Source organism: Streptomyces flavofungini (assembly GCF_014650815.1).
GTDB lineage: Bacteria > Actinomycetota > Actinomycetes > Streptomycetales > Streptomycetaceae > Streptomyces > Streptomyces flavofungini.
Map to the genome: position 1 here is coordinate 210,550 of NZ_BMVR01000005.1, position 13,121 is coordinate 223,670.

Below are 13,121 nucleotides of genomic sequence, written 5' to 3' on the forward strand. Positions count from 1 at the left end.
TCAGCCCGCCATCCGGTAGCCGAAGTTGCCGCCGGTCGCGGGGCCGCCGACCGTGCCCAGGTGGAAGCTGGTGGCGCCTTCGCCGGTGACTCCGGAGGCGCCGGTCGCCAGCTTCCAGACGCGGCCCTTGAAGCCGTCCTCGCCGTTGCCGCCGACGTACAGCTCCTTGGCGCCGTCCGTGCCCGAGTCGACCAGCGCGACGGAGGCTCCGAAGTGGTCGTCCTTCTCCGAAGTGCTCGGTATGCCACGGGAGTTCTGCGTGAACGACGTGGCGCCGGTGCCGGTGATGCCCTCGGCGCTGCCGCGCAGCACGGTGATCGCGCCCGAGCCGGTGGCGGCGGCGTCGGAGCCGGTCTCGTACGAGGCGCCGACGACCAGGTCCGCGTAGCCGTCCTTGTCGGTGTCGCCGACGGCGACGGACGAGCCGAACTTGTCGCCCGCCTCCTCGGCGCCGGGGACGCCCGCGCTGGCCTGCGTGTACGCGCGCGACTCCGTGGTGGTGCTGACGCCGTTCTTGCCGCCGTACGTCACGTACACCTTGTTCTGGCGGGGGTAGCCCGTGACGAGGTCCTGGTAGCCGTCCTTGTTCAGGTCGCCGAACGCGGAGGGCAGGGAGTCCTCGTGCAGGTACGGGCCGCCGAACTCGCTGCCCTTGACCCAGCCGTCGGCGGAGCCCTTCAGCACGAACCCGCCCGGCTTGCCGCTGCCGAGGACGACGCCACCGCTGGCCACGACGTCGTCGATGCCGTCGCCGGTGAGGTCGCCCACGTACACCGTGCCGATGACGAGCTTGTCCAGCTTGTCCACGGCGCGGTGCCACACCCCGGCCGGCTTGCCCGTGGTGCGGTTCAGCGGGCCGAGCAGGGCCGTGACGCCGTAGGAGTGGCCGTCGGCGGCGCGGCTCACGAAGTCGTCGACGCCGTCGCCGTTGACGTCACCCACGCCCGCGCCGCCGCCGAGCAGCTTCGGCGAGGCCGAGGTGTAGTTGCCGGGCGGCAGTTCGGTGCCCTCGCCGGTGATGCCGTCCTTGCTCCCCCACAGCACCATGTTCTTCTGGAGGTAGTGCACGACCAGGTCGTCGTACCCGTCGCCGTCCAGGTCGCCCGCGGCGCTGACCTCGCGCCACTTGCCGTCCGCGACCGGCTCGCCCGGCACGCCCGGCGTGGCCTGGCTGAGAATGCCCGCCGTCTCGTACTTCAGGCCCGTCGCCGAGCCGTACGCCACGGTGACGACGCCCGCGCGCTTGATGTCGCCCACGGTGGCGGTGTGGGCGCCGATGGCGAGGTCCTGGTAACCGTCGCCGTTGAAGTCGGCGTTGGCGTCTGCCGTGTCTCCCTGCTTGGCTGCGGTGCCCGCCTGCTTGCTTGATGTGTCCGCCGTCGGTGCGGCCAGGGCGGCGGGTGCCAGTCCTGTCGTTCCGACGAGGGCGGCCGCGCAGACGGCGGCCGCGGTGAGCGCTCTGCGGCGCATGTGGTCCCCCCACTTCCCATGGCGGACCGGGCGAACCGGAGGTCCGGATGCCCGGAATAGCCGCCAAAAGATCAAATCCAGCCAGATGATAAGCGCAGCCGGGCGGGAATGCTCACATCCGTTTCCCGTACATCAGGCGCCGCAGCAGTGTCTCGGCCGGGCCGCGCTTTCCTCGTATCTCCAGGGCGTACGCTCCCGCGACCGTCACCAGCCACACGCCGATGGCGAAGAGCACCATGGTCGCGCTGGTCAGGTGCTCGCCGAGGCCCAGGCCCCAGGCGGCGAGGAGCGGGGCGAAGAGGAGGGAGTGGGTGAGGTAGCAGGAGAGGGAGCGCTTGCCGACCGCTGAGATCGCTGTGATGGCTTTGGTGGTCGCGCCAGTCGCGCCAGTCGCGCCAGTCGCGCCAGTCGCGCCAGTCGCGCCAGTCGCGCCAGCCGTGGCAGCCGTGGCAGCCGTGGCCGTTGTGGTCGCCCTGACCGACTTCTCCCCCCGCTGCCGCTGCTGCCGCCGTGTCCACCAGTGGACGAACAGGGCCACCAGCGCCACGTACCCGAGACCCGCCGCGTTGCCCGTGACGTCCCGCAGCGCCATCAGCGCGCCCGTCTCGCTCTCCGCGTCCGCCGGTACGTCCAGCGCGCCGACGTGTGCGAGTGCCGCGGGCAGCGCTCCCAGCCAGCCGACCGTGATCCCCACTATCGCCGTGCCCCGCAGCAGCCTCAGGTGCTTGCCCGGCTCCTCCAGGATGCGGCGCCGTGCCGCCCAGAAGCCCAGCAGGAAGATCACGCCGCCGCCCGTCACCAGCACGAGCGGTGCGGCCACTCCCATCAGGAACAGGCTGGTCGTCATGCGCGTGCCCGCCGCCGCGAACCAGCTCTCCTCGTCCGCCCCGTACGCCTCGCTGCCCGGGTCGGCCCCCGCGTCCCCCAGCGAGCCCAACTCGCCCTGGAACGCCGCCGTCACGACAGACTCCATCGTCAGCACGACCAGCGCCGTCGCGAATATCCAGATCCACCACTTCAGCGCCCGGTCCCCGCGCCGCAGGAACAGCCAGCCGAGGACCAGGCTCACCAGCCCGTAGTACCCGACGATGTCGCCCGCCATCAGCAACGCCGCGTGCGCGAACCCTATGACCACCATGCACAGGCTCCGCTTGCGCAATAGCGCGGCCGCCTTCCGCCCGGACGTGCCGCTCGCCGTCTGGCGCAGGTACAGCTGCATCATTCCGTAGCCGAACAGGAACGCGAACAGCGGATAGATCCGGAGGTCCAGGCCCACGATCATCGCGAACTGCACCGTGTGGTCCAGCCAGCCCCCGTTCACCGGCTGCCACCCCGACGGCCCGTACTCCGAATTCCACAGGTGGAACGCGGTGTTCGACATCGCGATGAACAGGAGCATCAGGCCCCGGGCCAGGTCTGGGGCGAGGGCTCGCTCGGTTGCGCGGACCCCTGTCGGGCGGGGGGCCACTGGTCGGGGTGCCTCGGCGGCAGCGGTGTCGGACGTCATGCTTCGACGCTATGAGCGCCGCTCCGGCCGAGCATCAGCCGATCGGCTACGCGCGGCTACCCAAAGGTGAGTGTGCGGCGAGGAAGGCGGTCCAGGTGGCGGGGTGGAGGTGGAGGATCGGACCGGTTGGGTTCTTGGAGTCGCGTATGTGGATCTTGGCGGTTGCTCTGGCCACCTCCACACACTCGCCGCCCTGTTCGCTGCTGTAGGAAGACTTGGCCCAGCTGAGGGCCACCTCCAAGCACTCTCCCCCTTGGCTGCCGCTGTAGCTGCTCTTGAACCAGTTCAGGTCTGTGCTCATAGGGCCTTTGCCACCTGCTCGATGAATTTGGCGGACTCTTCGGGGCTGAGAGCCTGAGCTCGCAGAATGCCATAGCGTGCGAACAAGTTGCCGAGCTCAGGGTGTTCGCTGACGAAGTACCCGCCACTCGGTCCCTCGACGTATGCGAGCTGGTTGCGCTCGGCGGTCTCCAGAAGAATCATCGGCCCGTCCAGCCCGGCGTGTTCCTGCCGTTTGTGCGGCATCACCTGGATCTCGACATTGCGCCTGCGGCTGACACCCAACAGATTCTCCAACTGCCCTTTGAGGGCCTGTCGGCCGCCGAGTGGCCGGGTGAGCGTGATCTCCTCCAGCACGAAACCGACGATCGGTGCGGGCTTGCGCCACAGAACCTGCTGACGCTCCAGCCGAGCCGCGACACGCGCTTCGATCTCGTCGTCCTCCAACGGCGGGCAGTGGGTGCCGAAGATCGCACGCGCGTAGTCCTCCGTCTGGAGAAGCCCCGAGATCACGTGGTTGGCGTACATGTAGATGCCGACGGCCTTCGCCTCCTCGTCGGCGTATTCCGCGAACCAGGCGGGGAAACGGCTGGCCCTCAGGCTCACGCCCGCAGCCAAAAGTGCACCGTGTGCACCCAGGACGTCGTCCGCGATCTCCACGAACTGCCCTTTCGGCGGCCGCTCGCCCCGCTCCACCATGGCCACTTGGGACTTGGAGTACTTCACGTACGCCCCGAGGCCGTCCTGCGTCATCCCGGCCCGCTCGCGGAAGAAGCGCAGCAACGCGCCGAACATCTTGAGGTTCCCCGAACCTCGTTCACCGGAGTGCACAGCGTCCTCCCCAGGTGCACAACATCGCACGGCCTTCACCAGGCCCTGGTCACAGTATGTGAGCGCCCGTAAGCATTTGCCCCATGAACCCTGAAAATCCCCACCGGCATGCACTTCGACACCGTGCGCATTCTTCACGGCAAGTTCATGACCTGCGCATCAATCACATGTTTATCGCATGCCGCGAGTCTCTTCCCTGCACGCACGGGGGACGCACAGACCCCTCACGTGAGTCCTGCACCACGAAAGCCAGGAACTCGAAGGAGAGCATGTGCAGTTAGACAGACCGTTCCCTTCCCGCGTCACCAAGCGTCATCGCACCGGCGGAAAGTCCGCCTTCATCGCAGCGGCGCTCCTCACCGGTACCCTCGCCGCGAGTACGACCACTTCGGCCGTCGCCGACGAGAATCCGGCGCCGCTCACTGACCCCACACGGGCGGCAGAGTTGGCGTCGCAGCTCGGTGACGACCGGACCGGAGGCACGTACTACAAGGACGGGCACCTCGTTGTCGCGGTCACCGACTCGGCCGCCGCGCGAACCATCCGGGATGCGGGTGGCGTTCCTAGGCTCGTGCTCCGTAGTGCAGCCGAACTCGCCTCCATCCAGGGCGAGCTCGATGAGTTGGCGGGAATTCCCAACACGGCCTGGGGTGTCGAGGCGAGCACCAACCAGGTGTCTGTCGAAATCTTCGACGGTGTCTCTGTCGCCGACCGGGCCCGCATCGAACAGGTCGCGGAGGCGCACCCCGGTGCAGTGCGCATCGACAGGCTCAACGGCAAGATGGAGACCGCCACCACCCTCCGCGGCGCCAATGGGATCACCTCCAACGGCTCTATTTGCAGTGCCGCGTTCAATACCAAGAACTCATCGGGGAAGGTGTACACGCTCACGGCTGGGCACTGCGTACCTGGTACCGGTAACGTTTGGCGCGTCGACCACGACAACACCCGCATCGGCACGCAGACCGCGTACAGGGCCAAGGGCGGCGATGCCAATCGCGGAGCCGACTGGGCGACCATCAAGAAGGACAACGCGAATCTCACCACACATGGGACCGTCAGGTACTGGGGTGGCGTCTACAAGCAGATCGACAACTCCCGGTTCGCGGCTGAGAACGAAGACGCGGACCGGACCGGCCGCACCAGTCAGGACAAGGTCGGCCACATAACCAAGACCAGTGTCACCGTCACTTACGACGACGGAACCACGATGTACAACATGTACGAGTCCAGCCACTGCGCCAAGCGTGGCGACAGCGGAGGCCCTCTCCTGCACGGCAAGACCGCCTTGGGCATCGTTTCCGGTGGCAACTACGTCGACGAGCCCTGTGGGGACTCCGACGGGCAGGACGATCGCCGCACCATCTCCACGAAGGTGCAACTGGTGTTGAACGAGCGCGGCCTCCACGTCTACTGAGGCCTTTCCTCCACTGCTGTCGCAGCCGGTGAACCTATCCAGGGCCAACTACGTCCGAGGGGTGGCACCGTCGTCGAACCGTCGTTGTTCCCGGAGGTCGAAATGCTTATCAGGGCGTCGCGCACCACTGGCCTGCTTGCCTTGGTGGTCTGGTCCGTCACTGTGGCGGGCACCCTCTCCGGTTGCGGCAGCGAGAAGAAGGAGGGGACCGACGGCGGGACGCACGTCGGGGACCGTGCCCGGCAGGTCGCCGCGGCCTGGGACGGGTCGAAAGCCGCCGGGGCGTGGCGGCACGGCTACTACCCCATGGGGGAGGCAGTCCAACTGCCGAAGGGCGGCCTGCGCGGCCGAGCCGATCAGCTGGCCTATCGAAACGAGACCTTCGTTCTGCGAGGCGAGTTGCCTGCCACGGCGCCGAGGGGCGGTCGGGTGACTTGGGCGAACGGCCGTTCGCTCACACGTCCTTTGGCGGAGGCGGACAAGGCGTACAAAGCTCTGGCTCGCGCCCGCGTCGACGGGCCACACCTCACCGTGACCGGGGCGAAACTGGGCCAAATGACCCTGCCAACCAGCCGTGGGCCGGCGAAGGTCCCTGCCTGGCTCTTCACCCTGGAAGGCTATGCCGCCCCTCTCAAGAGGGCCGCCGCCATCCCGTCGAAACTTCCCACGCCGCCGGTCAAACCAGCCCGTGACCTCCCTGGCAGCCCGCTCGACCAACTGCTCCAGATCGCAGCAGACGGCCGCACGGTGACTGTGATCGCCCTTCATGGCGCCTGCGACGACGGGCCCCAGGTGGATGTGCTGGAAACGCGCGGCAGCGTAGTGCTGTCGGCTTCCGTCAAGAACCCGGACGACGGCGACTGCACCAAGCAGGCGAAGAAGAGGCGGGTGACGGTACATCTGGACCACCCCGTAGGCGACCGCGTCCTGCTCGATGCGCACATGGGCCGACCGTTGTCGTACGGGCAGCCGCAGGGGCCTTCGCCCAGTTGGAGCTGACCGTTTCGAGGGATGGCCGACCCGAACATCAGCCCATTGGCTACGTACGGCTACCCAGAGGTGGCTGTGCGGCGAGGAAGGCGGTCCAGGTGGCGGGGTGGAGGTGGAGGATCGGACCGGTTGGGTTCTTGGAGTCGCGTATGTGGACGGCCTCGGCGGTTCCGTCTGGGGTGGGGCTGGGGGCCATCTCCAGGCATTCGCCATCGTCGCCGCTGTAGGAGGACTTGGTCCAGGAGGGGCCCTCGCTCATAGCTCCCGTGCCGCCTTTTCGATCAGCTTCGCCGAATTCTCGGGGGCCAGTGCCTGTGCCCGCAGAATGCCATACTTGCCCATCAGGTTGCCCAAGTCAGGTTGCTCGCTTACGAAGTAGCCACCCTTGTGACCCTCGATGTACGCCACCTGAGAGCGCTCAGCAGTCTCCAGCAGGATCATCGGCCCCATGAGCGATGCGTGGGTCTCCCTGTTGTGAGGCATGACCTGGATCTGAACGTGGCGGAGCCGTCCGATATCGAGCATGTGGTGCAGCTGCTCCTTGAGGACCGGTTCACCACCGAGCGGCCGGGTCAGGGCGCTCTGTTCGACGATGAAGCTGAGGACCGGTAGGGGCTTTCGCTGGAAGAGCTGCCGACGCGCGAGTCGCGCAGCTACGCGAGCCTCGATCTCATCATCGTCGAGCGCAGGACAGTAGTTGCAGTTGTAGACCGCACGCGCGTACGCCTCGGTCTGAAGCAGTCCGGGGATCACATGGTTCTGGTACGAGAGGATCGACACGGCCTTCTGCTCCTCGGCCAGGTAATCCTCGGTCCACGGCCGAAGGCCGTTGTTCTTGAACTCCTTCTCCGCCAGAAGCAAAAGTGCACCTTGTGCACTCAACACGTCGTCCGCGATGACGACCAGTTGCCCCTTGGGCGGGCGCTCTCCTCGCTCCACCATCGCCACTTGCGACTTGGAGTATTTGACGTGGTTGCCAAGCCTCTCTTGCGTCAGCCCGGCCCGCTCGCGGAAGAACCTCAGCATCACGCCGAATGACTCCGAGCCCCGCTCGGTGGAGTGCACAGCGTCCTCCCCAGGTGCACAGCACAGCACAGCCTTCACCAGGCCCTGGTCACAGTATGTGAGCGACCGTAAGCATGTGCTCCATGAACCTGGAAAATCCCCCCCGCCCTCATCCACCCCTGGATTCCGATCCACGGCCACGCCCTGCGCCACACCGGCATCCACTTCGACGCGATCCGGATCCCCGGCGCGCTGGGCGACCAAGTCGCGTACGAACTCATCCAGTTCACCGACTTCAGCGCGGGCCCGATCATCCGCGAGGCGGCAGGCGCCCGGAACATGTACTTCGTCCTCCGCGCGGGCACGGCCGCCCTGCACGTCTGGCGCGGTGGGGTCCGGGCCCTGGGCCGCGACGGCCGGGGCGTCGCCTTCATCGGCGTACCCGCCCTGGACGGCAACACCTTCCCGCTCGACTGGCGCTCGCTGCCGACCTGGGAAGCGCCGTTCGTGGAGGGGGAGTTGCTGCGACAAATGGTGGAGCGGGTCTTGACTACGGTACGGTGACCGCGCAATCACGCTCTGTGCGGTTGCGCGCATGGAGCGGTCCTCGGAGGTGCTAGCAACACCACCCGAGGACCTACACCCACCGAGTGGAATAGAGGTCCACCGGGATGCTTCGGCATGCTATCGCGCCTGCGCGGCGCTACACGAAGGCTTCGCACGACGTCGTACGGCATCCGTGCCTGAACAGCGACGCGAAGATCCTGCTCCTGTACGTACAGGGGCTCCCGGACGCGGACGCGTCGACCAAGTCCCTGAGCGAGCACGCGGCCCGCCTCGGGATCACGGGGCGGGCCTACCAGCGGGCCAAGCAACTACTCGCCGACAGCGGCTTCTTGCACGAGTGGCGGTGGCAGGGGGAGCGGGGGCGCTGGATCACGGACCAGTTGCTGGCGAACGTCACCCTCACGCGTGAGGGGGCGGGGGCGGTTCGGGAGGGAGGTTGCCCCGAGCCGCCGGAGCCCCCAGTGCCGCTGGTGCCCCCAGTTCCATCGGTGCCGCCGAGTACGCAGCGACGGACGGTCGGTCGGCCGAGGGGTCGGGAGGTCGGTGGCTCTAACCCGGACAAGAACGTGGGGGAAGATCTTTCCCACCTCCCACCGGAAGCGGAGCCGGAAGTCGCCGAGGCGGAGCGGGTGTTGCTGTCGCTGCGGCACGTCAGCCGGGAGCTGCTGCTGGGGGTGCGGGAGGCCAGAGGGCTCGCGGACGCGGCGGCTGAGTGGTTGCGCCGGGGTGTGTCGGCGGCGGAGCTGCGGCTGGCGCTGACGGCCGGGTTACCGGTGGAGGGCGTGCGGTCGGCCGCTGGCTTCGTACGGCATCGGTTGGTCCAGAAGCTTCCGGCTGTGGCGGAGGTGGTGCCGGTGGTCGGGGCCGAAGCGGGAGTTGGGGCCGGGGTTGGGGCGCTGGTGACGTGTGAGGGGCCCGGGGATGAGCACGTGTTTCGGCGGGTGGGGGAGGAGCGGGAGTGCGGGCGGTGCCGGGTGGGTGGGGCTGCGGCTGCCGGGCGGGCGGGGGTTGCGCGGGGGATGCCGTGGCGGGAGCGGGTGGCGGGGGTGACTGCGGGGGCGGCCGGGGCTGTCGGGGCCGTCGGGTGAGGGGTCAGTCCGGGGTGCTGTCGGCTGCTTGGCGGCGGAGGGCTTGGGCTTCTTCGGCGCGGCCGGTCTGGTCCAGGAGGTGGGCGAGGTTGTACGTGGCGTCGGCGTGGCCTCTGTTGTGGGCGTGGCGGTAGAGGGTTTCGGCTTCTTCGGTGTGGCCGGTCTGGTCCAGGAGGTGGGCGAGGTTGTACGTGGCGTTGAGGTGGCCTCTGTTGTGGGCGTGGCGGTAGAGGGTTTCGGCTTCTTCGGTGTGGCCGGTCTGGTCCAGGAGGTGGGCGAGGTTGTACGTGGCGTTGGCGTGGCCTCTGTTGTGGGCGTGGCGGTAGAGGGCCTCTGCCTCGTCGGTGTGGCCTGCCTGCTCTAGGAGGGCGGCGAGGTTGTTCGTGGCGTTGAGCTGGCCGTTGTCGTGGGCGTGGCGGTAGAGGGTTTCGGCTTCTTCGGTGTGGCCGGTCTCGGTCAGGAGGTGGGCGAGGTTGAACGTGGCGCTGAGGTGGCCGTTGTCGTGGGCGTGGCGGTAGAGGGCCTCGGCTTCCTCAGGGCGGCCGGACTGCTCTAGGGGGATGGCGAGGTTGAACGTGGCGTCGAGGTAGCCGTTGTCGTGGGCGTGGCGGTAGAGGGCCTCGGCTTCCTCGGGGCGGCCGACGTTGGCCAGGAGGTTGGCGAGGTTGTTCGTGGCGCTGAGGTCGCCTCTGTCGTGGGCGTGGCGGTAGAGGGTCTCGGCTTCCTCGGTACGTCCTGCCTTGGCCGAGAGCAGGGCGAGGTTGAACGTGGCTGTCAGGTTGCCGCCGTCCGCCAGGGGGCGCACGGCGGCTTCGGCGACATGGAGGGCGTCGGCCCTGTATGCGCTGGTCGCGATGGCGGCGCGGTCGTCATCGTCGGCCGCCTGGGCCAGCGCCGTCTCCCGTACCCAGTCCGGCACCGCCGACTCCGCCCCGTCCACGAGGTAGTCGAACGCCGACCACCACCCCTCGGTCACCGGAACCAGCGGACTCGTCACCCCCAGCCGCACCCGCGAAGCCCACGCGAACGCCTCCTCAAGCCCCTCCGGCCGCAGCACCGAGCCGCCCGCGTCCGTCAGGCACCGCTCGTGCACCTCCACCAGCAGCCCCCGCGAGTACGGCCCCCGCAATCCCGCCCGCGCCAGATCGGCAGCCGCCGTCACGAGTGCCGCCCCCCGCGCGTGGCCGCACGCCCGCCGAGCGCGCTGCCACTCTCGCAACAGCACTGGCCCGGCGGCCATGTACTCGGCGATGCCGTACGTACCGTGGTGCGCTACGGCATCCGCGATCCGTGAGTCGTCACATTCCCCGGCGCGCGACAGCTCCCCCTCACTCCACAGGCGGTCCAGGTCCACGACCTCCGCCATCCGCAGCACCCGCGCCCCGAGCCCCGCCCAGCTCTGCGCGACGCCCCCGACACCGTCGTCGTCGCCCGCGCTGAACGTCTCGTACGGCTTCAGCCGCATCGTCGCCACGACCGGCACCCGCAGCCGTACGAACTCCGCAAGGACCTCGGGCTCAAGGCCCTCCGGCCCGAGGTACTGCTCCAGGTCGTCCAGCCACACCACACACCGCAGGCCCTCCACGGCCGATGGCGCGGGCCGCAGCCTCGCGCCCACCGGGGGCGCCAACACCCGGTACCCGCCCAGCAGTTCCCGTACCGCCTCGAACGCCGCCCGCGTCTTCCCCGCCGTGGAGTCGCCCACGACCAGCACGAGCCCGCCCTCCTCGGCCGCCTCCCGGACCCGCTCCCGCAACTCCTCGTCTACGTCCCGCTCGACGTACGGCGGCAACTTGCTGCCGTCCTCCCCGGGCCGCGCCCGATGCGCCCCGGCGGCCAGGGCGTCCCAGTCGCGGGCGAGCGGCCAGCGGTCGGGGTCCTGCAAGTACGGCTGGTGCGGCGTCCCCGCCCGTTCCGCGCCGAACGTGACGGACCCGATCGACTGCGCCTGGATGACGTCGCGTTGCTTGCCGCCGGAGATGTGGTTGTCGCCCGTCATGCCTACCTACGGTAGTCGGGGGTGCGTGCCCAACCACCGCGTTCCGCAAGGAGATCAGGGCCGGTGGCTCAACCAGCCGGGAAGCCGGGGGCGGCTGGGGCCGTGGGCCGTGGGGTGAGGGGTCAGCCCGGGAGGTCGTCGGGTGTGGCCTCGCGGCGGATGGCTTCCGCCTCCCGGGTGTGGCCGAATTCGTCGAGCAGGAGCACCAGGTTGTGCGTGGCCTCGGGGTGGCCCCTGTCGTGGGCGTGGCGGTAGAGGGATTCGGCTTCTTCGGTGCGGTCGAGTTCGTCGAGGAGGACGGCGAGGTTGAAGGTGCCGTCGAGGTGGCCGTGGGTGTGGGCGTGCCGGAGGAGGGTCTCGGCTTCCTCGGGGCGGTCGGACTGCTTCAGGAGGATGGCGAGGTTGTTCGTGGCGGCGAGGTGGCCACGGGTGTGGGCGTGGCGGTAGACGGCTTCGGCTTCTTCGGCGCGGTCGTGTTCGTCGAGGAAGACGGCGAGGTTGAAAGTGCCGTCGGGGTGGCCGTGGGCGTGGGCATGGCGGTAGAGCGCCTCGGCCTCTTCGGTGCGGCCGCCGTCGGCCAGGAGGTGGGCGAGGTTGTTCGTCGCGTCGAGCTGGCCGTTGTCGTGTGCGTGGCGGTACAGGGCCTCGGCTTCTTCGGTACGTCCTGCCTTGGCCGAGAGCAGGGCGAGGTTGAACGTGGCCGTCAGATTGCCGCCGTCCGCCAGGGGGCGCACGGCGGCTTCGGCGACACGGAGCGCGTCGGCCCGGTATGCGCTGGTCGCGATGGCGTAGCGGTCGTCGTCGTCGGCCGCGTGGGCGAGGGCCGTCTCTCGGATCCAGTCCGGTACGGCCGACTCCGCGCCGTCGACGAGGTAGTCGAACGCCGACCACCAGCCCTCGGTCACCGGCACCAGGGGACTCGTCACACCGAGCCGCACGCGGGCGGCCCACGCGAACGCGTCGTCGAGGCTTTCCGGCCGCAGCACGGAGCCACCCGCGTCCGTCAGGCACCGCTCGTGGACCTCCACAAGCAGTCCCCGGGCGTACGGGCCGCGCAGCCCCGCCCGGGACAGGTCGACGGCCGCCGTCACGAGTGCCGCGCCGCGCGCGTGGCCGCCGCCCGTCCGCCGGGCGCGGCGCCATTCCCGCAGCAGCACCGGTCCGGCGGCGATGTATTCGGCGATGCCGTACGTCCCGTGGTGGGCGACGGCGTCCGCGATGCGGACGTCCTCGCAGGCCCCGGCGCGGGACAGCTCGCCCGCACTCCACAGGCGGTCCAGGTCCACCACCTCCGCCGTGCGCAGGACCCGCGAACTCAGGCCCGCCCAGCGCTGCTCGCCGGTGCCGTCGTCGGTGCTCGTGCTGAACGTCTCGTACGGCTTCAGTCGCATCGTCGCGACGACGGGGACGCGCAGGCGAACGAACTCCGCGAGCAGCTCGGGCTCCAGGCCGTCGGGCCCGAGGTACTGCTCCAGGTCGTCCAGCCACACCACGCACCGCCGGTGCGCGCAGGCCTCGACGGCGTCCGGGGCAGGTCGGAGCGGAGCGCCCGCCGGGGGCGCCAACACCCGGTGCTCGGGGAGCAGTTCGCGTACGGCCTCGAAGGCGGCGCGGGTCTTTCCAGCGGTGGAGTCGCCCACCACCAGGACGAGGCCCCCGTCCTCGGCCGCCTCCTGGATCCGCTCCCGCAGCTCGGTGTCGACGTCCCGCGTGACGTACGGCGGGAGTTTGCTGCCGTCCTCGCCGGGGCGTGCCCGATGTGCTCCGGCGGCCAGGGCGTCCCACTCCCGGGCGAGCGGCCAGCGGTCCGGGTCCTGCAGGTACCGCTGCTGCGGCGTCCCCGCCCGTTCCGCGCCGAACGTGACGGACCCGATCGACTGCGCCTGGATGACGTCGCGCTGCTCGCCGCCGGAGATGTGGTTGCCCGCCATGCCTCCCTACGGTAGTCCGAACCGCCCCCCCAACCAC

General features: G+C 69.4%; 11 protein-coding genes. 3 read left to right on the top strand and 8 right to left on the bottom strand.

Annotated features, from left to right (window positions below):
- The 4 genes from IE274_RS14385 to IE274_RS14400 form a co-directional block, all read right to left on the bottom strand.
- Complete coding sequence (locus IE274_RS14385) at window positions 1–1,470, bottom strand: FG-GAP and VCBS repeat-containing protein (protein ID WP_190116108.1); 1,470 nt, start codon at window positions 1,468–1,470, stop codon at window positions 1–3.
- A gap of 112 nt (window positions 1,471–1,582) precedes the next feature.
- Window positions 1,583–2,977: a DUF418 domain-containing protein gene (locus tag IE274_RS14390; RefSeq protein WP_190116109.1), complete on the bottom strand. Its 1,395-nt coding sequence runs from the start codon at window positions 2,975–2,977 to the stop codon at window positions 1,583–1,585.
- A 46-nt stretch (window positions 2,978–3,023) separates the two neighbouring features.
- Entirely contained in the window at window positions 3,024–3,278 is a 255-nt protein-coding gene (locus IE274_RS14395; RefSeq protein WP_190116110.1) for a DUF397 domain-containing protein, read from the bottom strand.
- Window positions 3,275–4,087 (bottom strand): helix-turn-helix domain-containing protein, encoded by an 813-nt coding sequence (locus tag IE274_RS14400; protein ID WP_229909541.1) that lies wholly within the window; start codon window positions 4,085–4,087, stop codon window positions 3,275–3,277. The genes IE274_RS14395 and IE274_RS14400 overlap by 4 nt, the downstream gene beginning before the upstream one ends.
- Window positions 4,088–4,358: 271 nt before the next feature.
- Here IE274_RS14400 and IE274_RS14405 point away from each other — a divergent pair, with 271 nt between their 5' ends.
- Window positions 4,359–5,504, top strand: a complete 1,146-nt coding sequence (locus IE274_RS14405) for a S1 family peptidase (protein ID WP_190116111.1) — start codon at window positions 4,359–4,361, stop codon at window positions 5,502–5,504.
- 102 nt (window positions 5,505–5,606) lie between these two features.
- A complete protein-coding gene (locus IE274_RS14410; protein ID WP_190116482.1) occupies window positions 5,607–6,503 on the top strand; it encodes a hypothetical protein in 897 nt (298 codons plus the stop codon).
- A 40-nt stretch (window positions 6,504–6,543) separates the two neighbouring features.
- Here the strand turns inward: IE274_RS14410 and IE274_RS14415 are convergent, their stop codons facing one another.
- Both IE274_RS14415 and IE274_RS14420 read right to left on the bottom strand, forming a co-directional pair.
- Window positions 6,544–6,753, bottom strand: a complete 210-nt coding sequence (locus IE274_RS14415) for a DUF397 domain-containing protein (protein WP_190116112.1) — start codon at window positions 6,751–6,753, stop codon at window positions 6,544–6,546.
- A complete protein-coding gene (locus IE274_RS14420) occupies window positions 6,750–7,559 on the bottom strand; it encodes a helix-turn-helix domain-containing protein (protein WP_190116113.1) in 810 nt (269 codons plus the stop codon). The genes IE274_RS14415 and IE274_RS14420 overlap by 4 nt, the downstream gene beginning before the upstream one ends.
- A 279-nt stretch (window positions 7,560–7,838) precedes the next feature.
- Between IE274_RS14420 and IE274_RS40205 the strand changes: the two genes are divergently transcribed.
- A complete protein-coding gene (locus IE274_RS40205) occupies window positions 7,839–8,063 on the top strand; it encodes a hypothetical protein (protein ID WP_307822005.1) in 225 nt (74 codons plus the stop codon).
- A 1,095-nt stretch (window positions 8,064–9,158) separates the two neighbouring features.
- On the opposite strand, the gene IE274_RS14430 is transcribed toward IE274_RS40205, so the two are convergent.
- The gene (locus tag IE274_RS14430; RefSeq protein ID WP_190116114.1) at window positions 9,159–11,153 is read right to left on the bottom strand and encodes a tetratricopeptide repeat protein; all 1,995 of its coding nucleotides are present in this window, start codon (window positions 11,151–11,153) and stop codon (window positions 9,159–9,161) included.
- 122 nt (window positions 11,154–11,275) lie between these two features.
- Window positions 11,276–13,084, bottom strand: a complete 1,809-nt coding sequence (locus tag IE274_RS14435; protein WP_190116115.1) for a tetratricopeptide repeat protein — start codon at window positions 13,082–13,084, stop codon at window positions 11,276–11,278.
- Window positions 13,085–13,121 lie beyond the last annotated feature (37 nt).

What these genes read in the sequence shown, in the direction of transcription:
- IE274_RS14430 (WP_190116114.1), bottom strand. Translation starts at nt 11,153, where the DNA reads ATGACGGGCGACAACCACATCTCCGGCGGCAAGCAACGCGACGTCATC.
- IE274_RS14435 (WP_190116115.1), bottom strand. Translation starts at nt 13,084, where the DNA reads ATGGCGGGCAACCACATCTCCGGCGGCGAGCAGCGCGACGTCATCCAG.
- IE274_RS40205 (WP_307822005.1), top strand. Translation starts at nt 7,839, where the DNA reads ATGTACTTCGTCCTCCGCGCGGGCACGGCCGCCCTGCACGTCTGGCGC.
- IE274_RS14385 (WP_190116108.1), bottom strand. Translation starts at nt 1,470, where the DNA reads ATGCGCCGCAGAGCGCTCACCGCGGCCGCCGTCTGCGCGGCCGCCCTC.
- IE274_RS14415 (WP_190116112.1), bottom strand. Translation starts at nt 6,753, where the DNA reads ATGAGCGAGGGCCCCTCCTGGACCAAGTCCTCCTACAGCGGCGACGAT.
- IE274_RS14390 (WP_190116109.1), bottom strand. Translation starts at nt 2,977, where the DNA reads ATGACGTCCGACACCGCTGCCGCCGAGGCACCCCGACCAGTGGCCCCC.
- IE274_RS14410 (WP_190116482.1), top strand. Translation starts at nt 5,607, where the DNA reads ATGCTTATCAGGGCGTCGCGCACCACTGGCCTGCTTGCCTTGGTGGTC.
- IE274_RS14395 (WP_190116110.1), bottom strand. Translation starts at nt 3,278, where the DNA reads ATGAGCACAGACCTGAACTGGTTCAAGAGCAGCTACAGCGGCAGCCAA.